Source organism: Methylomonas defluvii (assembly GCF_033949435.1).
Classification (GTDB): Bacteria; Pseudomonadota; Gammaproteobacteria; order Methylococcales; family Methylomonadaceae; genus Methylomonas; species Methylomonas defluvii.
Map to the genome: position 1 here is coordinate 20,289 of NZ_JAXARY010000016.1, position 24,340 is coordinate 44,628.

Below are 24,340 nucleotides of genomic sequence, written 5' to 3' on the forward strand. Positions count from 1 at the left end.
CCGCCGAATCGAGTACGCGGCCTTGATTTGTTATTAACAGGATAAAATTTATGCCACAAAAAATATTTGATGTTGTTAAGCCGGGTGTTGTCACCGGTGAAGATGTACAAAAAATCTTTGCTATCTGCAAAGAAAATAATTTTGCGTTGCCGGCTGTAAACGTCATCAGCACCGATACCATTAACTCGGTATTGGAAGCGGCAGCAAAAGCCAAGTCACCTGTCGTCATTCAATTTTCTAATGGCGGCGCCGCATTCGTTGCTGGTAAAGGTCTGAAACTGGAAGGCCAAGGTTGCTCTATCGTTGGCGCCATTTCCGGTGCTCACCATGTTCACCGCATGGCGGAACTGTATGGCGTACCTGTTATTTTGCATACAGATCACGCGGCAAAAAAATTGCTGCCATGGGTAGACGGCATGCTGGATGAAGGTGAAAAATTCTTCGCTGCAACCGGCAAGCCTTTGTTCAGCTCGCACATGCTGGATCTTTCCGAAGAAAGTTTGCAAGAAAACATTGAAATCTGCGGTAAGTATCTGGAGCGCATGTCCAAAATGGGTATGACTCTGGAAATCGAACTGGGTTGTACCGGTGGCGAGGAAGACGGCGTCGACAACAGCGGTATGGATCATTCTGCTTTGTATACCCAGCCGGAAGATGTTGCTTACGCTTACGAGCACCTGAGCAAAATCAGCCATCGTTTCACAATTGCCGCGTCATTCGGTAACGTGCATGGCGTTTACTCTCCAGGCAACGTCAAATTGACGCCGAAAATTTTGGACAACTCACAAAAGTATGTTTCAGAGAAATTCGGTCTGCCGCATAACAGTTTGAACTTCGTGTTCCATGGCGGTTCAGGTTCTTCTCCTGAAGAAATTAAAGAATCCATCAGCTACGGCGTCGTTAAAATGAACATCGATACCGATACCCAATGGGCTAGCTGGGCCGGTGTGATGGAGTTTTACAAAAAGAACGAAGGCTATTTGCAAAGTCAAATCGGTAACCCTGAAGGTGCCGATAAACCGAACAAAAAATACTATGACCCACGTGTTTGGCAACGTGCCGGCCAAGTTGGCATGGTGACTCGTTTAGAGCAAGCCTTCCAAGAATTAAACGCAGTTAATTCGCTGTAATATCTTGATAAAGCTGCAAAGGCCGTGAGGTCTTTGCAGTTCTTTCTGCAAAACATCCACAAGCTGAGTCAAAAATTTGACTTAACAGCTACAATTCCTCCAGGTATTTTTCGCATACCTGAGCTCCGCTTTTTGCCTAACTGCTTTCCAGTGACGGCTATACTATTATTCTAAAACGATGTTTTTTCTTGTATGATCAAATCCAGCTGATTTTCGTACAGTGGTCTGATTGAGCTTGAATATTTTGGCGCGTATTGTGCTGTAAAAATTTAAAAGGTGGAAAATGGCAGAAGCCCATGGGAAAGAAGAAGGTAAGAAGTCTTCCAAGAAAATAATCATAATAATCGTCGCGGTTGTCTTGGTTTTGGCTGGCGCGGGAGGCGGGGCTTACTTCTTTCTGAATAAGCCGGCCGACGCCGAGCATAAGGAAGAAGGCGATGCCAAGCATGACAAGGCGGAGCACAAGGATGAAGCCGCGCATGAAGAAGAGGCCGGCCACGAAAAAGTCGCTGAGCCTGATGTTTATTATGATTTACCAAGCCCCTTATTGGTTAATTTCCCCGCCAGCTCCGGCGCAAAAGTGATCAGAATATCCCTGACAATACTGATGAAAGGTGAGGCGAGTAAGGATGCAATGAAAAAACATGAGCCGATGATACGCAACAATTTGTTGATGGCCATCAGTGCGGTGGGTGCGGAAAAGGCGAAAACCTTGGAAGGAAAACAAGAGTTAAAAACCATGATGCAAGCCGAAATTGGTAAAGTTTTGGAAAAAATGGCCGGTAAAAACACCGTTAAAGATGTGTACTTCACTGAATTTGTAATGCAATAAATGTCAACCGCCGATCTATTATCACAAGACGAAATCGATGCGCTACTGCATGGCGTGGACGATGGCGACGTCGATACAGGGGCTGATGAAGACTACAGTCGAGGCACAGCGAGAGTCTATGATTTTAACAGTCAGGAACGGATTGTTCGGGGGCGGATGCCCACCTTGGAAATGGTCAACGAGCGCTTCGCTCGCCATTTTCGGATAGCTTTATTTAACTTTTTGCGGCGTGCCGCGGAAATCTCCGTATCCGGGATTCAAGTACAGAAGTTTTCCGAATTCATTCAGGGCTTATTCGTACCGACTAATTTGAATGTGATTCGGATGTCACCTTTACGCGGGCGGGCATTGATCGTGATGGAGCCGCGATTGGTGTTTACCGCTGTCGATAACTTTTTCGGCGGTGGCGGCCAGTTTTATAACAAGGTCGAAGGCAGGGAGTTCACGCCGACCGAAATGCGCATTATTCGGCTGATCATCGACATGATTTTCAAGGATTTAGCCGAAGCCTGGAAACCCGTGATGGATATTGACTTTGAATACATCAATTCAGAAGTCAACCCGCAATTCGCCAACATTGTCAGCCCTTCGGAAATCGTGGTGATTTCCACTATCCATGTGGAGTTGGAGGGCGGCGGCGGCGATATCAATATTGCAATGCCTTACTCCATGATTGAGCCTATCAGAGAATTGCTGGATGCGGTAACCAGCGACCGAGGTGAGGTGGATGGGCGTTGGCAAGATTCGCTAAGAGTTGAAATTATGCGTAGCGAAGTGGTCGTCAACAGTAAACTGATAGAAAAAGAAATGTCTATCAGCGAAGTGATTGAGCTTAAAAAAGGCGATGTGATTCCTATAGAAATGCCGGAAACCGTATTACTCGAAGTTGAGGATGTGCCGGTTTTTCGGGGCAAATTAGGGCTTTCCGATGGTAACTACGCCATCGAAATTACAGAAAAAATGACGCTGGATAATATTTGACAGCAGGGAAGGATAAGCATGAGTGAAAACGACGAAATCGGTGACGACTGGGCCGCAGCGATGAACGAGCAAGCTGATGCTGAAGCTGATTGGGGCGATGCACTGAAGGAACAAGCAAACGCCGCAAAGAGCTCTCAGCAAGGTTTTGCCGCAGCGGAGTTTCCCGAGTTTAGCGAGCAAAAATCCAGAAATAACGGTCCCAGCAGCGATGAAGTCAAGCTGGACGTCATTCTCGATGTGCCGGTGACCGTGTCGCTGGAGATCGGTCGAACCAAAATTAATATCCGCAATTTATTGCAGCTAAACCAGGGCTCGGTTGTAGAGCTGGATCGTTTTGCCGGCGAACCGATGGATGTATTGGTGAATGGTACTTTAGTTGCTCACGGCGAAGTTGTGGTGGTTAACGACAAGTTTGGTATTCGGCTGACCGACATTATCAGTCCGTCGGAACGAGTCAGAAAGCTCGGCTGATGTCTGTATCTCGCCTGGCTACCCAAATTATTTCGGTATTGATTGCACCTGTTGCATGGGCTGACGAAGCGGCTACGTTGCCCAGGCAGACCGCGAAAGTAGTGACTTCCGGGGATGTCGCACAATGGCTGTTGGCGTTGCTATTGGTGTTGGCGCTATTTTTTCTGTCGGTGTGGCTATTACGTAAAAGCGGCAGTTTGGCTTTTGTCGGTAAAAGTCAGTTGGCAGTGCTGGCCGGATTGTCATTGGGTATGCGTGAAAAATTGGTGTTGGTTAAAGTCGGTGAAAAACAGCTACTGTTAGGCGTTAGTGGCGGGCGTATCGATAAACTGCTTGAGCTTGAAGGCGACCAGCGCTTGTTTATGAATAGCGCAGACGGGCAGGAAGCCAGCTTATTTGCCAAGAAATTGCTGCAGGTCATGCAAGGTAAGCACCATGATTAAGTTGATTTTTTCCTGCCTGATAATAGGCTTACTGTTTTTGCCGGAAGCTGTTTACGCCGCAGTAGGCATAGATGCTATTACGGTGACTAGCAACCCCAAAGGCGGCGAAACCTATACGGTTACCATCCAGATTTTAGCGTTGATGACTATGCTGACCTTATTGCCGGCATTGTTGTTATCGATGACGTCTTTCACCCGGATCATGATTGTATTGGGTTTGCTTCGCCAAGCCATAGGTGCCGCGCAAGCGCCAAGCAATCAAGTGTTGCTGGGGTTATCTCTGTTTCTCACTATCTTCATTATGATGCCGGTGTTGGAAAAGGTTAATGAAACCGCTGTGCAGCCGTATATGGAAGAAAAAATTGACGCTGTGACTGCCTTACAAAATGCCTCCGAGCCGTTTAAACAGTTCATGCTCAAGCAAACCCGCGAGGCGGATCTGGATACCTTTGTGCGTATCTCCGGACGTGAACAAATTGACAAACCGGAAGATGTGCCGTTTTCCTTGTTGGTGCCGGCTTATGTGACCAGCGAATTGAAAACCGCGTTTCAGATAGGCTTTCTGATTTTCCTGCCGTTCCTGGTCATCGATCTAGTGGTAGCCAGTGTATTGATGTCTATGGGTATGATGATGCTGTCACCGATGATCGTGTCGTTGCCGTTCAAGATTATGTTGTTTGTGCTAGCGGATGGTTGGACCATGGTGATGGAAATGCTGGCAGCCAGCTTTTACGTATAGGTCAAGCCGATGATGACACCGGAAACCATCTCGGCAATTGCCCAGGATACCGTATTGATTTCCCTGAAATTAATGGGTCCTATCCTGATTGCCTCCTTGGTTGTTGGTTTGCTGGTGTCCATGTTCCAGGCGGCGACTTCGATTCAAGAACAGACTCTGACCTTTATCCCTAAGTTGGCAACTATTATCGCGGTGTTGATGATAGCCGGTCCCGGCATGTTACAAATGCTCATCGATTATTTCCAAGATTTGATGCGCGATATCCCCACGCTAATAGGATGAACTTCGGCGAGGACGAGCTACTGCGGTATCTTGCTTCGTTTGTCTGGCCATTCTTTCGCATCAGTTCCATGTTCATCACCGTGCCGGTTTTTAGCGTCAAAGCGGTGCCGGCCAAAGTAAGATTGATCGCCAGCCTATTGATTACCTGGGTCATTATGCCAACTTTGCCGGCGATGCCGGATATTGAAATATTTAGCTACCAAGGGTTTATGGTGGCGGTACAGCAAGTTGCCTTGGGGCTGACTACAGGCTTCATCCTGCAAATGGTGTTTTCCATCATGTTGTTTGCCGGGCAGACTATCGCTTACAGCATGGGTTTGGGCTTCGCATCCATGGTCGATCCGGCAACTGGGGTGCAGGTGCCGGTGATTGCCCAATTATTTGTAATTAGCGGCAGCTTGTTATTTCTCGCGGTGGATGGCCATTTATTGCTGATCGAGATGTTGGCGCAAAGCTTCCATACATTACCGGTCGGTAGTATGGGTATGGATAAGAGCGATATGTGGCGAGTAATCAGTTGGAGCAGTCTGATATTTGCTGACGGCCTGCTACTGGCTATGCCGGTGATGGCGACCTTGTTATTCGTCAACATCAGCTTCGGCGTGGCGTCAAAAGCCGCGCCGCAGCTACAGATATTCGGCGTCGGCTTCCCTATCACCATCATGCTGGGTATGGGCTTAATCTGGATTGGCCTGCCGACCATGCTGGAAGGTTTTAGCGATATGCTGCACAACGGCTTCGCGCTGGTCCATGCATTGTTGAGGTTGCAATAAATGGCGGAAGATTCCGGTCAAGATAAAACCGAAGACCCCACCGGCAAGCGACTTAGCGAGTCGCGTAAAAAAGGCCAGATTCCCCGTTCCAAGGAACTCAACACTTTTGTAACGTTGATTACCAGTTCGGCGCTGTTTTTCTATTTCGGGCAAGGCATGTGGCGCAGTATGCTGGAGATGATGAAGCATCCCTTGCAGTTGTCGCGGGAGGCTGTGTTCGATCCGGCGACTCCGCTGATTTATCTGAAGGCAGCGTTTGCCGAAGGTTTGTGGGTAATCCTGCCGTTTTTGGTGGTATTGGTGGTTGCCGATTTGGCGGCGGCGATAATGTTGGGTGGTTGGAACTTTACCAGCGAAGCCTTCGAAATGAAGTTTTCCAAGCTTAATCCGCTGACCGGGATAAAAAAAATCATCGGGATTCAAGGCTTGGTCGAACTGGTCAAGGCCATCATCAAAACCATACTGGTTGCGATTGTCTCCTGGAATTTATTCAAACTGTACTTCGACGATTTCATGGGCTTGAGCCGCTTGCCGCTCGATCAAGCCATCCATCATGTCGGCGATATTATTTCCTTCTGTTTAGTGATTTTGAGTGCTACCTTTTTATTGTTGGTAATGCTGGATGCCCCCTATCAGTTATGGAATCACCAGCGCCAACTGAAAATGACCAAGCAGGAAGTGCGCGACGAAGCCAAGGATCAAGAGGGTAATCCGGAAGTTAAAGGCAAAATCCGCCGCATGCAGATGGAGGCCGCGCAGCGGCGGATGATGGACGCGGTGCCTAGTGCCGACGTCATCGTCACCAATCCTACTCATTTCGCGGTAGCCTTAAAATACGATCAGAACGGCAATGGCGCACCTTTGCTGGTTGCCAAAGGTACCGATTTAGTTGCCGCGCAGATTCGTCAGCTGGCCATGGCCTCGCAAGTACCCTTGGTGGCAGCGCCGTCGCTGGCCAGGGCTTTATACTATTCCACAGACCTGAATCAGGAAATACCGCGCGGCTTATTCTTAGCCGTCGCTCAAGTATTGGCCTATGTTTTTCAATTACGGGCTTCGACGCAATACGGCTGGAACAAACCGGTTCCGCCTACCGATGTGCAAGTACCCGACGACTTTAAGCAATAGCCCGGTATCGAGCTGAATTATGGATTTTACGAAAATACTCAACTCACTTAAGGCGCTGACCGGCTTGGGCTTGGGCGCGCCACTATTGATCGTGATGTTGCTGGCATTGTTGATTTTGCCGCTGCCGCCGTTTGTGCTGGATCTGTTTTTTACCTTCAATATCGCGTTTTCGCTGATCATCTTGTTGGTGGTGATTTACACCCTCAAGCCGCTGGAGTTTGCCTCATTTCCTACCGTCATTCTGGTCGCAACCTTGTTGCGGCTATCCCTGAACGTGGCGTCCACCCGGGTCGTATTGATTCGCGGACATGAGGGCGGAGATGCCGCCGGCAAAGTCATCGAAGCCTTCGGTTCGTTCGTCATCGGCGGCAATTTCGCGGTCGGTATCGTGGTGTTTGCGATTTTGGTGGTCATTAATTTTATGGTGGTCACCAAAGGTGCCGGACGGGTCGCGGAAGTGAGCGCCCGTTTTACCTTGGATGCGATGCCGGGTAAGCAGATGGCTATCGACGCCGATTTGAATTCGGGGTTGATCAATCAGGATGAAGCGCGTGCCCGCCGCGAAGAAGTGGCCGCCGAAGCCGATTTCTACGGTTCCATGGATGGTGCCAGTAAATTCGTGCGGGGTGACGCGGTAGCCGGCATCATCATTCTGTTCGTGAATATGATAGGCGGCTTGGCGATAGGCGTGGGCCAACACGGCATGAGCTTTGCCGACGCCGCCAATATTTATGTGTTGCTGACCATCGGTGACGGTTTGGTGGCGCAGATTCCATCGCTGTTGTTGTCGGTGGCCGCGGCGATGGTGGTGACGCGGGTTCGCGGCAGCAAGCAGGATATTGGTAAACAGTTAAGTTCACAGCTGTTCGAAGATCCGCGCACGCTGCTGGTGACGGCGGCGGTGATGGGTATCCTGGGTATCATTCCCGGCATGCCGAATCTGGTGTTTATCCTGTTAGCGCTGACATTGGTCGGTGGCGCTTATTTGATCGACAGACGCCGTAAGTTGGAGGAAGAAAAAGCCCTGGAAATGGAACGTATCGTTTCGCCGCAGCAACTGGCCAAAACCGAGATCAAGGAATTGGGCTGGGACGATGTGATGCCGGTCGATGCCATTGGTCTGGAGGTGGGGTATCGCTTGATTCCGCTAGTGGATAGAAATCAGGGCGGCCAATTGATGATGCGCATCAAAGGTGTGCGCAAGAAGTTATCGCAAGAACTGGGCTTTCTGATTCCGTCGGTGCATATCCGGGATAACCTGGATTTGTCGCCTACCGAATACCGCATTTCCTTGATGGGCGTGAGCGTTGGCGAGGCCAATATCATGCCCGAGAAAGAAATGGCGATTAATCCCGGTCGGGTGTTCGGTACTTTGCAAGGCGCGCCTTGTAAGGATCCGGCGTTTGGTTTGGATGCGATCTGGATCGACGCCAATCAAAAAGACCAAGCGCAAACTTTGGGTTATACGGTCGTCGATCCCAGCACCGTGGTGGCCACGCATCTCAGTCATATTTTGCAAACTAATGCGCATGAATTGTTCGGTTACGAGGAGGCGCAGCAGTTGCTGGATAATTTGTCCAAAGTGGCGCCAAAGCTGGTCGAGGATCTGGTACCGAAAACCTTGCCCTTGGGTATTTTGGTCAAGGTTCTTCAAAATCTGCTGCAAGAGCGGGTTTCGATTCGCGATTTACGAACCATCGCCGAAACTTTGGCGGAGTACGGGGTGAAGAGTCAAGATCCGGACATCTTGACCTCGGCGGTGCGGGCGGCCTTGGGGCGCTCAATTGTCCATGAAATCAATGGCGTACAGACAGAGATCCCGGTTATTACCCTCGATCCGGGATTGGAACAGATATTGCATAGGTCATTGCAGACGGCGGGCGAAGGTGGTGCGGGTTTAGAACCGGGTCTAGCCGAGCAGATGCACAAATCCCTGGAGGAAAGTGCGCAAAGGATGGAAATGGAAGGGCAAACCGCAGTGTTGTTGGTGTCCTCTTATATCCGCCCTTGGTTGGCTCGCTTCGTTCGTCATTCGATATCCGGCTTACATGTGCTGGCCTATAATGAAATCCCGCAAGATCGGCAGATCAGGGTGGTTTCCACAGTGGGGCAGCGGGGACAATAAAATAGAGGTTGCGCGATGAAAATTAAACGCTTTTTTGCAGCAGACATACGGCAGGCCATGCGCATGGTCAAAGAAGAATTGGGTGCCGATGCAGTGATTATGTCCAACCGTTCTGTGGATGGCGGCGTGGAAATCGTGGCGGCCCGCGACTTTGACGAACAGGTCATTCATAAAAATCTCAAGCAACGCGAAGACGAAAAATCGCCGCCCAATGAAGTTAAAAAAGTCGATTTGCCTGATCTCGAAGCTGAAAAAAAATCGCTGCATGTTTTAAGTAGCGCTAGAAAGCGCGGCGCGGAAGGCAGCATTCCGGAAAATCCGATTCGTCGCAACTTGGATCAATACGTCGGTTATGCCGAGAAACTCCAAGTTGGGCATAACAACGCGCAGAAAATCGCCGAAAAAGTTCGCCAGGTTGAAAAACCAGCCTGGGCAAGTGCCGATCCCAAAATTAAACCGTTGACCGAGCCACGGCCGGTTCAAGCGCACAACGGCGATAAATTCATCGACGAAATGCGTGCGGAAATGAAAGAACTGCGGACCCTGTTGGATAGCAAGTTGTCGAATATCGTCATGCAAATGCCGCAACACGGGCTACCTTTACACGACGATTTGCGCGACCGGATGCTGGAGTGTGGTTTCTCGAAAAATCTGGCGGGCAAGATAGCCAACCGGCTGGGTAGCCACAAGCAATTCGATTTGGCCATCGGCAAAGCGCAAGACATGTTGGCCAGATTGGTGCCGATAGCCGACGACAACTTGCTGGATCAAGGCGGTATCGCCGCATTGGTCGGCTCGACCGGCGTCGGTAAAACTACGACAGTGGCTAAATTGGCCGCGCAGTTTATTTTAAAACACGGCTCCCGGCAGATTGCTTTGATTACTACCGACAATTATCGGATCGGCGCCCACGAGCAAATCAATACTTACGGCAGAATTTTGGATGTGCCGGTCAGAGTGGCGGGCGATGCGGAAGAGTTGCGCAGGCATATCGATAGTTTTTCCGATAAGCGCCTGATTTTGATCGACACCGCCGGCATGAGTCAGCGCGACATGCGTTTAGCTGAGCAACTGAAAACCTTGCAACATGGCGATTTGCCTATACGCTCTTATCTGGTGATGTCCGCCACCACGCAATATAAGGCAATGCTGGAAATTATGGACGCGTTCCGAATACTCGAACCACAAGCGACTATACTAACTAAGTTTGATGAGGCAGTTAGCAAAGGTACCGCTTTGTCGGCGATTATCGAGCGGCGTATGCCATTGTCATTTATCACTGACGGTCAACAGGTTCCGGAAGATATTTATTTACCCGATGCCGATGCCTTGATTCGGCAGTGTATGGAAAGTGTCGATCAGGACCATGGCTATGGCGACGATGTGAATGTTGAAGACTGGATGGCGGAAAGCCATGCATAAGTCATTCGATCAGGCAGCTGGAATTAGACAAATGAGACATATGAAACCGGTGCGAGTAATCGCGGTAACAAGTGGCAAGGGCGGGGTTGGCAAAACCAACCTTTCCGTGAATATTGGCGTGGCGCTGTCTAAAATGGGTAGGCGGGTGGCGATACTCGATGCCGATATGGGTTTGGCTAATGTCGATATTTTGCTGGGCATGTTTCCCGAATTCAATTTGTCGCACGTATTGAGCGGCGAAAAAAGCTTGAAGGACATCATGATGACCGGGCCCGCCGGGCTGAAAATTATTCCGGCTTCGTCAGGCATACAGCGGATGTCCGATTTATCGAGTATCGAGCAAGCCGGGGTGATACGGGCCTTCAGCGAAATCGACCGAGAGTTGGATGTGTTGATCGTCGATACCGCTGCCGGTATTTCGGCAAGTGTGGTGAACTTTGCTCGCGCCTGCCAGGAAATCATCGTGGTGGTTTGTGACGAACCCACCTCGTTGGCTGATGCTTATGCGTATATCAAGCTGTTGAATAGAGATTACGGGTTGAATAGCTTTCATATCATTACGAATATGGTGCAGTCGGCTGAGCATGGACAGGCCTTGTTCAATAAGCTGAGTAAAGTGACGGACCGTTATTTGGATGTGGCCTTGCAGTTTGTCGGCGCGGTACCGCAGGACGAATATTTGAAAAAATCCGTGCAAAAACAAACGCCGGTAGTGGAAGCGTTTCCGCAAAGTAAGGCGGCGCTGGCCATCAAGAATTTGGCGCGGAAAATCGACAGCTGGCCGATCAAGCCTAAAGCGGGCGGCTACCTGGAATTTTTTGTCGAACGGATGATTCAGTACAGCGCGAAAGAGGATGTTGCATGAGCGGAGCGGCAATGTATGCTGCTGTGCAGGCTGGAAATGTTGATGCCTTAGTCATTCAACATGCGCCGCTGGTAAAACGCATTGCCTACCACTTAATGGGACGACTGCCCGATACGGTGCAGCTCGATGATTTGATTCAATCCGGCATGCTGGGCTTGCTGGAAGCGCTGAAACATTATGATGCTGGTCAGGGTGCCAGTTTCGATACCTATGCCGGCATCCGGATTCGCGGGGCTATGCTGGACGAATTGCGCCGTTCGGATTGGACGCCGCGTTCCGTGCATAAGAAAGCCCGGATGGTAGCCGAGGCGATACGTGAGGTTGAAAATCAACTGGGACGCGACGCCAAAGATACCGAAGTGGCCGGACATATGGGTATCGATCTGACTGAATACCATCATATTTTGCAGGACGCAGTGTCTTGTAAGACCTTTAGCGTCGAAGAATTGGTGCAAGGCGAAGACAGTGTTATAGATGATGTGCACGGCAATCAGCAGCCGGAAGATGTGCTGATCCAACAGAATTTTCAAAAAGCCCTAGCCAAGGCCATCTCGGAATTACCGGAACGGGAGCGCTTAGTCATATCTCTGTATTACGACGAAGAGCTGAATTTGCGTGAGATTGGCAAGGTGCTCGATGTCAGCGAATCGCGGGTTAGCCAAATTTGTAGTCAGGCGATGTTGCGCTTACGCGCTAGACTTGCGGATTGGGTGGAAGGGAAAGATAATGAAAAGTGCAGCTAATGTGTGGTTATTGCAGGAATTTTTCGCAATTATTGGTCACAATTTAGCGGTTTCTTAACAATAAAGTAATCTGGGTGGAGATTATCCTTGGATAAAAATATGCGTATTCTGGTTGTCGATGACTTTTCGACAATGCGGAGAATAGTAAAAAACCTGTTGAAAGATCTGGGTTTTACCAACACCGTGGAAGCGGACGACGGTAAAACAGCACTGCCTATTCTGGAAAAAGGCGGTATCGATTTTTTGATCACCGATTGGAATATGCCGGGCATGACCGGCATCGATTTATTGAAGGCCGTCAGGTCTACTCCCAGTTTGGCCAATCTGCCGGTGTTGATGGTCACAGCCGAAGCCAAGCGCGAGCAAATCATTATGGCTGCGCAGGCCGGTGTAAATGGGTATGTCATCAAGCCTTTTACTGCTGCTACGCTTAAAGAGAAAATCGAAAAGATTTTTGAACGCATCGACGGCTGAAGCACAGGGAGATTACGATGAATACTGACCTGCTGAGTTTGGCCCGAGATTTGGTCGCAGCATTAGAAAAGTGCGACGAAGCGGCTGCCGATGAAATTCTTGATCAAGTAGCCGGATTAAGAGAAACACAATTGTTTAAAGAAATTGGCCGCCTAACTCGCCAATTGCACGACACCATGGTGAGTTTTTCCGTCGATTCTAAAATAGCGGCCATGGCTGAGCACGATATTCCGGATGCCAAGGAGCGTCTGCATTATGTGATCGCGATGACGGAGCAAGCCGCAGATCAAACCTTAACCGCCGTTGAAGAGTTGTTGCCGGTATCGGATGAGCTGAACGGGCAGGTTAAACAATTGTCGGCGCAATGGAATCGCTTTTTGGATCGGGAAATGCCATTTGACGAGTTTAAGGCAATGAGCGCCGACCTCAGTCAGTATTTTGAGCAGTCGCAAGTGTCTCTGGAGAAAATCCAGGCGGGCCTAAGCGATATATTGATGGCGCAAGGGTTTCAAGATATTACCGGGCAGATTATCCGCCGGGTTATCGATTTGGTACAGGATCTTGAAGGCAGCATGGTTAATCTGATCAAAATTTCCAGCCGCAAAATTACGCCAAGCAGCGGTGCCGCGTTGCAGCCCGAAGTGCCCGGACCGGTTGTCCCCGGAGTAGATGACAGAGCCGGTGATGTGGCCACCAGTCAGGTCGATGTTGACGATTTACTGTCTAGTCTAGGTTTCTGAGGAAAACAACATGGCGATCGATCTGGACGACGAAATATTGCAAGACTTCCTGGTCGAGGCCGGGGAGATTCTCGATTCTCTGGGTGAGCAGCTGGTGGAGCTGGAGCAATCGCCTGGCGATCTCGATCTTCTGAATTCCATATTTCGCGGGTTCCACACCATAAAGGGCGGCGCCGGTTTTTTGGCTATTAGCGCCTTGGTCGATGTCTGTCACAACGCCGAAGACGTTTTTAACGTTCTCAGACAGGGTGATCGCCAAGTCACGCCGGATTTGATGGACGTGATTTTGCAAGTCGTGGACATCGTTAACGAGATGTTCGGGCAAGTCCGTTCCGGTAATACCCCAAAATCGGCCGATCAAGGTCTATTAAAACGCTTGAAATCTTACGCGGGGCCGGCCGAAGCTGCCGCGCCTGCTGAGATAGCGGTTGAAGCCGCTGTCATCAACGAAACCTTCGAATCCACCCAGCCGCTATCCCCTCAAGAATCCGCCGTGCAAGCCTATGACGCAATGCTCGATCCAGAGGAGTTATTGGCCAGCGAATCTGGCTCGGAAGATGGCGATGAAATTACCGAGCAGGAATTCGAAGATTTGCTGGATGCGCTGCATGGTAAGGGCGGTTCTCCCACCGCGAACATCGCAGCGCAATCGGCAGCGCCGGCGGCGGATGACGAAATTAGTGAAGACGAGTTTGAAAACCTGCTGGACGAGTTGCATGGCAAAGGCAAGTTTTCTGTAAAAACCGAGCCGTCTGTGCCCGCCAGCGATTCCGGCGATATTACCGATGAGGAGTTCGATAAGGTACTTGATGCTTTGCACGGCAAAGGTAAATTCGATGCTGCCAATTTGGGCAAGATTGATGAGCCGGCTGCGGGTGAAAAAAACCCACCAATTAAAAATGTAGAGTTGCCTGTCGAGAAACCGTTCGTGGCGGCTAAACCTGAGCCGGTCGCGAAACCGTCCGTCGATGTGGAGCCGGAAAATAGCTTAGGCAAAGTAGCGTCGGTAGTAGATTCCGTTTCCGACAAGAGTAAAGCCGCCACACCCCAAGCCGATACCACCGTCAGGGTAGATACCCAGATTTTGGACGATATTATGAACATGGTCGGCGAGCTGGTGCTGGTGCGTAACCGTTTCCAGACGCTTAAAGCCAATGCTGAAGCCGGAGAGCAGTTGTCCAAAGCGATATCCAATCTGGACGTGGTGACTGCCGATTTACAATTGGCGGTCATGAAAACCCGGATGCAGCCAATCAAAAAAGTCTTCGGGCGTTTTCCGCGTGTGGTACGCGATTTGGCTAGAAGTCTGAAAAAAGAAATCAGGCTGGAGTTGGTGGGTGAAGAAACCGATCTCGACAAAAATCTGGTCGAGGCCCTGGCGGATCCTTTGGTGCATTTGGTCAGGAATGCGGTAGATCACGGAATCGAATCGCCGGATGAGCGCGAAGCCAACGGCAAACCTCGGGAAGGCGTGGTGATATTGAAAGCGTCTCAGGAAGGTGATCATATCCAGTTGTCCATCAAAGACGACGGCAAGGGCATGAACCCCGACATACTGCGCGCCAAAGTAGTGGAAAAAGGCTTGATGGATGAAGAAAGCGCCGCCCGTCTTGACGATAAAGAGTGTTACAACCTGATTTTTCTGCCCGGATTTTCCACCAAAACTGAAATTTCCGACGTGTCCGGTCGCGGTGTCGGCATGGACGTGGTGAAAACACGGATCGCGCAAATGAACGGCGTGGTGGAAATTGATTCGGTGGAAGGCAAGGGCAGCACCATTATCATCAAGGTGCCGTTGACTTTGGCTATTATGCCGACCCTTATGGTGAAGTTGCGCGGGCAGGCTTTCGCGTTACCCTTGGCCAGCGTTTTGGAAATACTCGATCTGGATTTGAGCAAAACCAATAAGGTAGATGGTCAATTGGTGGTAATGGTCAGAAACAAGGCCTTGCCGCTGTTTTATTTAAGTGAGTGGCTGGTTAGAGGTTCTTATTTCACAGGCGAAACGCAGCCGACCAATCATGTGGTGGTGGTGAACGCTGGCGGCAGGCATGTCGGGTTCGTGGTGGATCAATTAATCGGTCAGGAAGAAGTGGTGATTAAAGCGCTGGGTGCCAAGTTACATGGATTGGAAGGATTGGCGGGAGCAACCATCACCGGTGACGGCAAGATAGCGCTGATACTCGATGTGCCTGGCCTGATGAAGAAGTATGCGATGTGACGCGGCAATATGACCATTCGGGTGCTGATCGTCGACGACTCCAGTTTTATCTGTAAAAGAATTCGGGAAATTTTAGAAGAGGATCAAGAGTTTAAAGTGATAGGCGTCGCTCACGACGGTCGCGAAGCCATAGAACTTGCGGCAAGTCTGCAGCCGGACGTTATCACCATGGATGTGGAGATGCCAATCATGGATGGTATCACGGCAGTCAAAAAAATCATGGGCACCCGGCCTTGTCCGATACTAATGTTTTCGGCAATGACGCAAGTCGGCGCTCAAGCCACTCTGGATGCGTTGAATGCCGGCGCTATCGACTTTTTGCCCAAGCAGTTGGAAGACATTGATGCTAATCGTGAAACGGCCCGCTACTTACTGAGATATAGAGTGAGAATGGTGGCTTCTCAGGCTACTAGAATGTCTTCCCCACGACCTCTGCCGCGCGTGAATCAAGAAGAACATCAGAGCTCAACCGCCGAAAACCCCGTAGTTAAGCCGATACGCGCTGCGTCCGCGTGGCCCAAAACTGCAACCAGCAGCAAAATCGAGCTTTTGGTGGTTGCCGCCTCGACTGGCGGGCCGGTCGCCATGCAATACGTGCTGAGCAAAATTCCGGCTGAGTGTTCGATACCCATATTGCTGGTGCAACATATGCCGCCTAATTTCACCAAAAGCTTTGCCGAACGCTTGAATTTGCTTTGCAATATTAATGTCAGGGAGGCGCGGGATGGTGACGTATTGCAGCCGGGGACCGCGTTATTGGGGCCAGGTGCAATGCAGATGCAAGTTAAGCAAGTAGCCGGTGAGCGGCGGATTGTGTTGCGGGCCAAGCAAAGTGGGGAAATTTATAGTCCCTGTGTTGATATTACTTTTGACTCGCTTGCCGAGGTATTCGCCGGGCATGTGTTGGCAGTGGTGTTGACCGGCATGGGCGCAGACGGCAAGGCTGGCGCTATGAAGTTAAGGCAGCGCGGCGCGCAAATCTGGGCGCAGGACGAGGCGACAAGTACTATCTACGGCATGCCGAAAGCCATCGCAGAAGCCGGTCTGGCGGATCATATTTATTCTCTGGAAGAGATTGCCAACCAATTTAAAAAATTACATTGATGGATATTCTCAGTATTTTGGGTGTGTTGATAGGCTTTGCCGCGATTATCGGCGGTAACCTAATGGGGGGAGGAGAACTCGGGTCCCTGATCAATTTTCATGCCTTTATTATTGTGGTGGGCGGTACGCTGGGAGCGACACTGTTGCAATTTCCGCCCAAGGTTTTTCTGCGCAGTTTACGCATTTTGAGTTGGATTTTTGTGCCGCAAAATTTGCAGCTCAAAAAGCAAATCGACAAAATCGTGCGATGGAGCTCTCTGGCCCGCAAGGAAGGCTTGCTGGGCTTGGAATCGGTTATCGAAACCGAAAAAGACAGTTTTGCCAAAAAAGGTTTGCAGTTGTTGGTCGATGGTAACGAGCCGGAAGTGATACGCGATTGCCTTGAGGTTGAGCTAACGACAAAGGAGCATTTGGATACTCAAGCTGCCAGGGTTTTCGAGGCGATGGGTGGGTATGCGCCGACGATCGGCATTATCGGCGCGGTAATAGGCTTGATTCATGTGATGCAGAACCTCGCCAAGCCGGAGTTATTGGGTAGCGGTATCGCGACAGCTTTCGTGGCGACTATTTACGGTGTTGGCTTGGCCAATCTGTTGTTTATTCCTATCGCCAATAAGCTGAAGAGTCTGATTTTCGAAGCATCGCAAGCCAGGGAAATGGTGATAGAAGGCATTTCGTCGATAGCAGAGGGCGAGAACCCGCGCAATATCGAGTTGAAATTATCCGGCTTTTTATTGGAAAAATAAGGGAGGCCTTATGAGTCGGCGCAGACGTAGACCATTGCAACAGGCCGATAATCACGACCGCTGGATGGTGTCTTACGCGGATTTTGTGACCTTGCTGTTTGCGTTTTTTGTGGTGATGTATTCGATTTCCTCGGTAAATAAGGGTAAGTACGAAACATTCTCCGAATCGCTGGACCAGGCTCTGTTTCACAACGAGAAGATTCAAAAAGAAGCAGAGCCGATTCAGGTTGGCACGATTCCCACCACGATCCAGCCGATTGAATTGCCAAATTTGATGACGGCCGAGGAAAGAGAGCTGAGCGAAGAAATCATGCAGGAAAAACGCCGGCTGGATGAAGTGTCGCAGGAGTTTCAACGAGCCTTGCAGCCTTTTGTGGAAAGCCAGTTGGTGGGTATCAAACAGCACGATTTCTGGGTGGAACTGGAAATGAATAGCGAGTTACTGTTTGCCAGCGGTAAGGCCGAGCTCTCCAGCAAGGCCGTTCCGGTGTTGCAGAAAGTTGCAGAGGCCGTGCGCGACGTACCCAACGTGATCAATGTCGAGGGATATACCGACAACGTACCGATTTCCACCGGCTTTTATCCATCCAATTGGGACTTGTCCTCAGCCAGGGCAACCAGTGTGGTCAAAGAATTGGTGAAAAACAATATTCCGGCGACACGATTATCGGCGGTGGGCTATGGAGAATTTCATCCGATCGCCGATAACAAAGACGAGGAGGGGCGTTTTAAAAATCGGCGAGTTGTATTGGTGCTGATGTCGCAAGCCTTTGCTCGTTACGGCATGACTGACGACGAACGCGCGAAAGTGCTGAATTTGGCGCCGTCACAGCCCAGTTCGCCACCTGAAACCGCAGTTGAAAAGACGCCGGAAGCGCCGGCTCAGTTATGAAAATATGGTCAGTTTCCAATCAAAAAGGCGGGGTCGGTAAAACGACTACCGTGGTGACGCTGGGTGGCTTGTTGTCGTCCTGGGGGTTCAGGACTTTGCTGGTCGATTTGGATCCCCATGGTTCGTTGACCAGCTATTTCAAGATGAATCCGGATGAGATCGAGCTTGGCGTTTACAATTTATTTCTCGACGCCAGCGAGAAAAAGAAAAACGTCGATCCTCAGGTCTATATCGCCAAAACCGACTTCGACGGTATTGATGTCTTGCCAGCATCCACTGCTATAGCCACCTTGGATAGGCAGGTCGCCGCAATCGGCGGCATGGGCTTGGTGGTTGCTACCGCATTGCACAAAATGGCCGACCAATACGACTATGTGATTATCGACAGCCCGCCGATGTTGGGGGTGTTAATGATCAATGCGCTGGCGGCCTGCGATCATTTAGTGATTCCGGTTTTAGCTGAATTCCTGGCCCTAAAAGGGCTGGATAGAATGGTGCATACCATAAAAATGGTTTTTCATTCCCGGAAAACACCGCCTAAATTCACTATCGTACCGACCATGTTTGATAAACGCACCAAGGCGGCTCGCGACAGCTTAGCGGCCTTACATCAACAGTATCCAGACAATGCCTGGAGTTCGGTCGTCCCGGTGGATACTAAAGTGCGGGATGCCAGCCAGGCCGGTATTCCCTTACCCCTGTACGACAAAAGCGCGCGTGCGGCCGAAGCCTATGCCGAATTGTTGGAACTGTTATTGCTTGATAAGAGTCCAGACAAAAACTTGGCACCGCATAAATGACTCAGGCAAAACCACCCCCCAGTATCGTTCATCAACAGTTAGCGCTCGATGTTTATTTGCAGACTCTGTTGGATGAGGTGCCCGAGGCAGAGGAAGCTGTTAGCGTAAAACCGGCAATATTGCTGGAACAGCTTGTTGTTGAGGAGCCTATCAAATTGCCGGATCCTGCTCCGGTCGTGACCGGCAGTCCAAAAGCAAGCTCCAAAGCACTGGTCAGGAACCGGCAACCCAAGCTTGTAGAGCCGGAAATCCCGGCTAAACTACAGGCACTGTCTATAATGCCGGATTGGTCGCAGTACGAGTTTCAGGCTTTGTTTTTTAAGGTTGATAAGCTGATATTGGCAACGCCGCTGATCGAGTTGTCGAGAACGATCAAAATCGACCGCAAGCCCACGAAAATTCCCGGACAACCCTCTTGGTTTCTGGGGTTGCTGGACGAGCATGATAGCCGTATCGGCGTGCTTGATACTCGGCAGCTAATTTTTGGCAAAAGCCGTGGCCTGCAACCGGATAGTGAAGAATATCCGTTCGAGCGCATTTTAATCACCCAGGATAAAAAATGGGGTTTGGTGTGTGATGAAATTCTCTCCATCGGTAAAGTAAAGCCCGATGGGGTCAGATGGCGAACGGCCAGACAAAAAAAACCATGGTTAATCGGTACGGTAATAGACGAGTTGACAGCGATTATCGATGTTAAACAGCTAGTACCGCATAGAAAAAATAGTTAAACAGCATCTGGATAAAGCAAAATGAGCGAAGATAAAAAACAAGGCGACCCTATCATGCAATGGGTGACTTTTTGTCTAGGCGACGAAAAGTACGGCATCAATGTCATGCAAGTGCAAGAGGTGCTGCGGATTACCGAAATTGCCCCGGTGCCCGGTGCGCCGTCGTATGTATTGGGGATTATCAATTTGCGCGGTAATGTGGTGACGGTTATCGATACCCGTAACCGTTTCGGCTTACCTTCCAAAGACACCGATGATGCGTCACGGGTAGTGATCATCGAAACCGACCGGCATATCATCGGCATTTTGGTGGATAGCGTCGCCGAAGTGGTCGAGATGCGGGCTTCTGAAATTGAGACTGCGCCCAATGTCGGGAACGAAGAAAGCTCAAAATACATCCAAGGTGTTACCAGCCGAGATAATCAGTTGTTAATTCTGGTGGATTTGAATAAATTCCTCAGCGACGACGAAAAAGCCGAGCTGGATATGTTTTGATTGCCTGACTAGGCATGCGAGGTGCAACATGACCGAAATAACACCGATCACGCCTTTTTCCCCAGTACACACGATATACAAGGTTGAGCGCGAAGAGCGTGAAAAGCGCCAGCCGCAAAAACAACCGCAGACCAAATCCGACCCAAACAAAGACAATAAACAGCCTGCCGAGCATGTTGACGAAATAGTGTGATGAGCGAATATTTAGTGCTGGTTTTGGCGGGGGTAGTCGTATTTATGCTAGCGGTGTTAGTTCGGCTGTTGCGCCAGCAGCAAACACTAAAACAACAATTTCAGCGTCTTGAAGAGCGGGTGCAGCGTAGCAACGAGGATGTGGCCGGCCTTTGCTCTGCTGCTGTGGCTGTTGATCGGCGGCTGGCGGCGAACGACTCGCGATTGAATAGCATTGTCGATCAAGTCAACACGCAACGGCAAACCGTTGCTGAGGTGGCGCCCGCTGAACCTATCCCCGCAGGCGGTTATGAAGATGTGATTCAAAAAATCCGTAGTGGGGTTGGCATTGAGGCGCTGGTCCGGGATTGCGGCTTGACCCGTGATGAAGCGGTTTTATTAATGCGTTTGCATGGCGGCGGCAAACGTTCCGGTTTGGGTTAGGCGCTGGTCGTTTCCAGATACTGGTCCACGCCCCGTTCCGCACGAGTTATCGATATATCCGCTACCCTCTGTAACAAACGCCGGTAATTTTCATCGTGTTGACTTCTATCGTTATGCCGGTGCCAAAGATGTAAAACCGGTACCGCAAAGCGGCCTTCTTTCCGTTTGACGCCCTGATGAATCAGGCGGATCACCAAGTCCGAATCTTCATATCCCCAGCCTTCGAAGACTTCATCAAAACCATTTGTTGCCAGAAAATCGTCTTTCCAGACTGCCAGATTGCAGGTCATGGCTTTTTGCCAATTCTGCGGTTGCCGATAACGCCAGCTGTGCAGCGGTAAGTAAAGTAAAGGTAACAAACGATTGATGCGGCCTTGCAGCCGTTGCCATAAAAAAAAGCCAAGTGACTGTTTATGCAGGGGTATTTTTTGCCCTAATACCAGTGATGTGTAAGCTTCGTTCAATAACAGCCGGTTGCCCGGAACGAAATAACCGGTTTCGGCCAATTGTCGATGATTTCTAATAAAATCCGGTAGCGCGACGCAATCGCCGTCCATAAACAGCAGATAATCGCCGCGACTGGCTGCAACCGCTTTGTTACGGATGGTGCCGGCCCGAAATCCCTTATCCTCATGCCAAACGTGCCCTAGTGGAATTTCGCTGGTTTCGATAAAGCCTTTGATCAATTCCTGCGTTGCAGTACCGGAACCGTCATCGGCGATGATGATTTCAAACCGGCGATCTTGTTGAGCCATCAGGGCGAGTAAACAGGCGGAGAGCGCTTCCGGCCAGTTATAGGTGGTGACGATGACAGAAATCAAGCTGTTCATTTGCTGGCTGTTTTACTGCAAAGCTCGCGTAGTTTCAGGTATTTGTAATAACTGCCCTCGGCGTTGGATATGGCCAGCATCAGGCCTTCCGCGCCATCCAAAATGGCTGCCTGGACGAAGTAGGTGCGGATGAAGGTCCACAGGCCCTTGCCGATAGCTTTGCCCAAGCTGGAGCGCTTACCGTGATTGAACATTTTCTCGGCGCCCAGCGAGGAATAAGCGTTGATCTTATGCAGCACCTCGGTCGGATCGACAAAGGCCTCATGCCAGAGCGGGTTTTTAAGCCGACGAATAGTTCCCACAACCTCAATACGCTCATGCACGACTTCGCTACTGAAGCGTCCGACATCGCGGCGAAACAGTCTCAGCACGTAATCCGGCCACCAGCCGCCATGCTTGATTTGCTTGCCGCAGTAGCTGGATAAGCGGGGGATTTCGAAGCCCTGCACCTCGTTTTGCTGCATGGCTTGCAGGATTTCGGCTTTTAACGCCGGCCCGACTTCCTCATCGGCATCGATAGACAACACCCAGTCGCCGAGGGCTTTATCCAGTGCTCTTTGCTTTTGCGGTCCAAATCCGGGCCAGTCGGTGATGAAGACTTTATCGGTAAATTGTCGGCAAATCGTGACAGTCTCATCGCTACTACCCGAGTCGAGAACAATGATTTCATCGGCCCAAGCAACCGATGCCAGGCAGCGGCCGATATGTTGCGCCTCGTTTTTGGTGATGACGATAACGCTAAGCATTGGCCTGACGAAGGGCGGAATCCGCAGGATGACTGAGTAAGGCGCCGAGAAAAAACGCCAGCAAATAGCCTTCAGCAAAAGTTTTGAAATGCGAGTTGAACAGGCTTGAAGCACAAATCGCCACCAAAAAACTGGCGGCAATCGGCCCGTATGGCTTGTTATTCATGCCTTGGCGCAATGCGACGACAATGTAAGCAAAGAACAGCAGCAAGCCGACCAAGCCGTTTTCCAGCCAAATAAACAGGTATTGATTATGCGGGTCGCTGGTGCTGGTGCCTTGCCATCCCTGGCTTTTGGCCAAGGCATAATTACTGTAGGTCGGCTTGAACGATGAGGTGCCATACCCAAACCAAGGCGCTTTCTCGATGAGTTCCACGGTGTTTTTGTAAAAGACCACCCGAATGCCTACCGATGTTAAATCCTGGCTGCTTTGATAGCTTGCTTGTTCGTCCCAGGCCAGTCTGAATCGGTCTTGCAAGGTGTTGGAGCTCAGGCCAAAGGCCACCAGCACGATGGCGGCTATCCCAATAATTTGTGGTAGTTTACTGTAGCCATATATCGAGCCCAATGCAAAAACTGCGGCGATGGGGACAGCCAAATAGCCACTCCTACCCGTACTGATGAAGAAAATATTGAATAAAAATATGGCAATTCCCGCCCACACGGCATATTTCCAACGAGGGGTCAGCGGTTCTTGCACCAGGAAGATCGCGCAAAGCAGGGCCGCCACAAAAGCAGTACTCTGGGTGGCGTGATTGGTCATGAAAATACCGGCTTCCCGGCCGTCCCTAACGATAAGCTCCAACGCCCAAAGTGGTATCGCAATCATGCCAGCCACCACCATCGCGATGAAATAGCTGTAGACAAAACGTTTTTGCCATTGCGGCTGCTGGAAAACGCTGAGCAGCAGGAACACGTAAAGCAACTTTTTCCAGCTGGATAAGGTTTCCAATTTGCTGTGCCAGTCTGTATCTGCGTAAAGCGTGCCGATGATTAACCAGGCAAAGAAAAGCGCGATCATTTTTCCGATCGGCTGTTGCCAAGATAATTTAAGTGTTTGCAATGCCTGGCCGGAGCTTAGCCAGAATACCAGCAACGCCACGCTGGCTATGCTGGCAACCGCCGTGGAAACGGGGGCGGCGATAGCAGCGGCAATAGTGAGGCAGCGACAGATGTTGAGCGATGTCTCGGATGTCAGGGGGAATGCAAGCATATTTTGTAGCCTTAGCGCCATAACTGATAAATGTATTTACGCTTGAGTTTTTCCCAGCGGAAAAACAGTCCTTTCAGCCAGGTGGGCGGATCGGCTTCCAAAGCACTTTTGAACAGGCCGTTTTTACTGCCTTGTTCGATGACAGGATCTTCCAGCCAAATCATTTGAATGCCGAGCTGTTTGTCGATTTTTTCGAACTGATTGTCAATCGGTTCGGCGATTTTGTGAGTTTTAATCCAGTCTAGTCTCTGACGGGCGGTCCTGGAATCAATCATATAGGAATCGGCAAAGCGACCGCGATGCCCGAGATACAGGTATTGATCCGGTTTGCGCTGACTCTTGGGCGTAAAAAAATTACCGCCGGAGCCGACGTAGATGACTTTGTTGCCGGGAAATTGCCCGCTCTGACTGAGTGCGCGTTGCAAACCGAGCTGAATATCCTTACTGAACACGGCATCGTCTTCCAGTACCAAACAGAAACCTTGGCCATTACCGTCCGCAATTCTCTGTAAGGCTGCCACATGCTTTAATGCGCAGGATTGCTGAGCCGTAGTCAGATGATGGTCGTCACGGAAATACTCGGCCACCACGCTGTCTGTCAAATCGCCTATATCCCAGTCGAAAATAAATTCCGCCGACATCCCGAAATCGCGCAGTTGTTGTTCCATGAACATACGGCGTTGACTGAACGCTTTGACATTCAAAACCAAAATGCGGTCAAGGCTAGGCGATTGCTTCATGCGAAATTGTAGTTAGGCTGCTGACAAAAGCGGCGATTATCGACGGTTTTGTGGAAAATAAC

The 24,340-nt window shown here is 50.3% G+C and carries 28 protein-coding genes; 24 read left to right on the top strand and 4 right to left on the bottom strand.

The features are described from left to right. Positions 1-50 precede the first annotated feature (50 nt). The 24 genes from fbaA to QLH52_RS16540 all read left to right on the top strand — a co-directional run bounded on the left by fbaA (position 51) and on the right by QLH52_RS16540 (position 20,749). On the top strand, positions 51-1,130 hold the full coding sequence (gene fbaA / locus QLH52_RS16425) for a class II fructose-bisphosphate aldolase (protein WP_101053281.1): 1,080 nt from the start codon (positions 51-53) through the stop codon (positions 1,128-1,130). A gap of 283 nt (positions 1,131-1,413) precedes the next feature. Further along, on the top strand, positions 1,414-1,962 hold the full coding sequence (locus tag QLH52_RS16430) for a flagellar basal body-associated FliL family protein (RefSeq protein ID WP_101053279.1): 549 nt from the start codon (positions 1,414-1,416) through the stop codon (positions 1,960-1,962). Next, positions 1,963-2,943 carry a flagellar motor switch protein FliM gene (fliM, locus tag QLH52_RS16435; RefSeq protein WP_033159415.1) on the top strand — a complete coding sequence of 327 codons (981 nt, stop codon included), beginning with the start codon at positions 1,963-1,965 and terminating at the stop codon, positions 2,941-2,943. Between the two features lie 18 nt (positions 2,944-2,961). Next, complete coding sequence (gene fliN, locus QLH52_RS16440) at positions 2,962-3,414, top strand: flagellar motor switch protein FliN (protein WP_020483679.1); 453 nt, start codon at positions 2,962-2,964, stop codon at positions 3,412-3,414. Then, positions 3,414-3,857 carry a flagellar biosynthetic protein FliO gene (gene fliO / locus QLH52_RS16445; RefSeq protein ID WP_101053277.1) on the top strand — a complete coding sequence of 148 codons (444 nt, stop codon included), beginning with the start codon at positions 3,414-3,416 and terminating at the stop codon, positions 3,855-3,857. The genes fliN and fliO overlap by 1 nt, the downstream gene beginning before the upstream one ends. Next, on the top strand, positions 3,850-4,596 hold the full coding sequence (fliP, locus tag QLH52_RS16450) for a flagellar type III secretion system pore protein FliP (protein WP_033159413.1): 747 nt from the start codon (positions 3,850-3,852) through the stop codon (positions 4,594-4,596). Before fliO ends, fliP begins: the two co-directional genes overlap by 8 nt. A 9-nt stretch (positions 4,597-4,605) precedes the next feature. After that, positions 4,606-4,878 carry a flagellar biosynthesis protein FliQ gene (gene fliQ / locus QLH52_RS16455; protein WP_020483676.1) on the top strand — a complete coding sequence of 91 codons (273 nt, stop codon included), beginning with the start codon at positions 4,606-4,608 and terminating at the stop codon, positions 4,876-4,878. Continuing rightward, positions 4,875-5,651, top strand: a complete 777-nt coding sequence (fliR, locus tag QLH52_RS16460) for a flagellar biosynthetic protein FliR (RefSeq protein WP_319962274.1) — start codon at positions 4,875-4,877, stop codon at positions 5,649-5,651. The genes fliQ and fliR overlap by 4 nt, the downstream gene beginning before the upstream one ends. Continuing rightward, a complete protein-coding gene (flhB, locus tag QLH52_RS16465; protein WP_319962275.1) occupies positions 5,652-6,779 on the top strand; it encodes a flagellar biosynthesis protein FlhB in 1,128 nt (375 codons plus the stop codon). Positions 6,780-6,798: 19 nt separating this feature from the next. Beyond that, a complete protein-coding gene (flhA, locus tag QLH52_RS16470) occupies positions 6,799-8,904 on the top strand; it encodes a flagellar biosynthesis protein FlhA (RefSeq protein ID WP_319962276.1) in 2,106 nt (701 codons plus the stop codon). Between the two features lie 15 nt (positions 8,905-8,919). Continuing rightward, positions 8,920-10,326: a flagellar biosynthesis GTPase FlhF gene (gene flhF / locus QLH52_RS16475; protein WP_319962277.1), complete on the top strand. Its 1,407-nt coding sequence runs from the start codon at positions 8,920-8,922 to the stop codon at positions 10,324-10,326. Positions 10,327-10,357: 31 nt separating this feature from the next. Continuing rightward, positions 10,358-11,191: a MinD/ParA family protein gene (locus QLH52_RS16480; RefSeq protein ID WP_216614793.1), complete on the top strand. Its 834-nt coding sequence runs from the start codon at positions 10,358-10,360 to the stop codon at positions 11,189-11,191. Further along, complete coding sequence (locus tag QLH52_RS16485) at positions 11,188-11,934, top strand: RNA polymerase sigma factor FliA (protein WP_033159407.1); 747 nt, start codon at positions 11,188-11,190, stop codon at positions 11,932-11,934. The genes QLH52_RS16480 and QLH52_RS16485 overlap by 4 nt, the downstream gene beginning before the upstream one ends. Positions 11,935-12,033: 99 nt before the next feature. Then, on the top strand, positions 12,034-12,408 hold the full coding sequence (locus tag QLH52_RS16490; protein ID WP_033193930.1) for a chemotaxis response regulator CheY: 375 nt from the start codon (positions 12,034-12,036) through the stop codon (positions 12,406-12,408). Between the two features lie 17 nt (positions 12,409-12,425). Next, a complete protein-coding gene (locus tag QLH52_RS16495; protein WP_319962278.1) occupies positions 12,426-13,148 on the top strand; it encodes a protein phosphatase CheZ in 723 nt (240 codons plus the stop codon). 10 nt (positions 13,149-13,158) lie between these two features. Further along, a complete protein-coding gene (locus QLH52_RS16500; protein ID WP_319962279.1) occupies positions 13,159-15,369 on the top strand; it encodes a chemotaxis protein CheA in 2,211 nt (736 codons plus the stop codon). A 9-nt stretch (positions 15,370-15,378) separates the two neighbouring features. Continuing rightward, positions 15,379-16,473, top strand: a complete 1,095-nt coding sequence (locus QLH52_RS16505; protein ID WP_033159404.1) for a protein-glutamate methylesterase/protein-glutamine glutaminase — start codon at positions 15,379-15,381, stop codon at positions 16,471-16,473. Further along, positions 16,473-17,219: a flagellar motor protein gene (locus QLH52_RS16510; protein WP_033159403.1), complete on the top strand. Its 747-nt coding sequence runs from the start codon at positions 16,473-16,475 to the stop codon at positions 17,217-17,219. Before QLH52_RS16505 ends, QLH52_RS16510 begins: the two co-directional genes overlap by 1 nt. 10 nt (positions 17,220-17,229) lie before the next feature. Continuing rightward, positions 17,230-18,111 (top strand): flagellar motor protein MotD, encoded by an 882-nt coding sequence (gene motD, locus QLH52_RS16515; RefSeq protein ID WP_033159402.1) that lies wholly within the window; start codon positions 17,230-17,232, stop codon positions 18,109-18,111. Further along, the gene (locus QLH52_RS16520; RefSeq protein ID WP_033159401.1) at positions 18,108-18,911 is read left to right on the top strand and encodes a ParA family protein; all 804 of its coding nucleotides are present in this window, start codon (positions 18,108-18,110) and stop codon (positions 18,909-18,911) included. Before motD ends, QLH52_RS16520 begins: the two co-directional genes overlap by 4 nt. Continuing rightward, positions 18,908-19,639 (top strand): chemotaxis protein CheW, encoded by a 732-nt coding sequence (locus QLH52_RS16525; RefSeq protein ID WP_033159400.1) that lies wholly within the window; start codon positions 18,908-18,910, stop codon positions 19,637-19,639. Before QLH52_RS16520 ends, QLH52_RS16525 begins: the two co-directional genes overlap by 4 nt. 21 nt (positions 19,640-19,660) lie before the next feature. After that, complete coding sequence (locus QLH52_RS16530) at positions 19,661-20,134, top strand: chemotaxis protein CheW (RefSeq protein ID WP_033159399.1); 474 nt, start codon at positions 19,661-19,663, stop codon at positions 20,132-20,134. A gap of 28 nt (positions 20,135-20,162) precedes the next feature. Then, a complete protein-coding gene (locus QLH52_RS16535) occupies positions 20,163-20,327 on the top strand; it encodes a hypothetical protein (RefSeq protein WP_319962280.1) in 165 nt (54 codons plus the stop codon). After that, a complete protein-coding gene (locus QLH52_RS16540) occupies positions 20,327-20,749 on the top strand; it encodes a DUF2802 domain-containing protein (protein WP_171697345.1) in 423 nt (140 codons plus the stop codon). Before QLH52_RS16535 ends, QLH52_RS16540 begins: the two co-directional genes overlap by 1 nt. Here QLH52_RS16540 and QLH52_RS16545 read toward each other — a convergent pair. Genes QLH52_RS16545 through QLH52_RS16560 form a run of 4 tightly spaced genes read right to left on the bottom strand, consistent with a single transcriptional unit; the run spans position 20,746 to position 24,278 of the window. Further along, the gene (locus QLH52_RS16545) at positions 20,746-21,579 is read right to left on the bottom strand and encodes a glycosyltransferase family 2 protein (protein WP_319962282.1); all 834 of its coding nucleotides are present in this window, start codon (positions 21,577-21,579) and stop codon (positions 20,746-20,748) included. The genes QLH52_RS16540 and QLH52_RS16545 overlap by 4 nt on opposite strands. Continuing rightward, positions 21,576-22,325, bottom strand: a complete 750-nt coding sequence (locus tag QLH52_RS16550; protein WP_319962283.1) for a glycosyltransferase family 2 protein — start codon at positions 22,323-22,325, stop codon at positions 21,576-21,578. Before QLH52_RS16550 ends, QLH52_RS16545 begins: the two co-directional genes overlap by 4 nt. Continuing rightward, positions 22,318-23,538, bottom strand: coding sequence for an O-antigen ligase family protein (locus tag QLH52_RS16555; protein ID WP_319962284.1), 1,221 nt, complete (start codon positions 23,536-23,538; stop codon positions 22,318-22,320). The genes QLH52_RS16550 and QLH52_RS16555 overlap by 8 nt, the downstream gene beginning before the upstream one ends. 11 nt (positions 23,539-23,549) lie before the next feature. Further along, complete coding sequence (locus tag QLH52_RS16560; RefSeq protein ID WP_319962285.1) at positions 23,550-24,278, bottom strand: glycosyltransferase family 25 protein; 729 nt, start codon at positions 24,276-24,278, stop codon at positions 23,550-23,552. Positions 24,279-24,340: the final 62 nt, after the last annotated feature.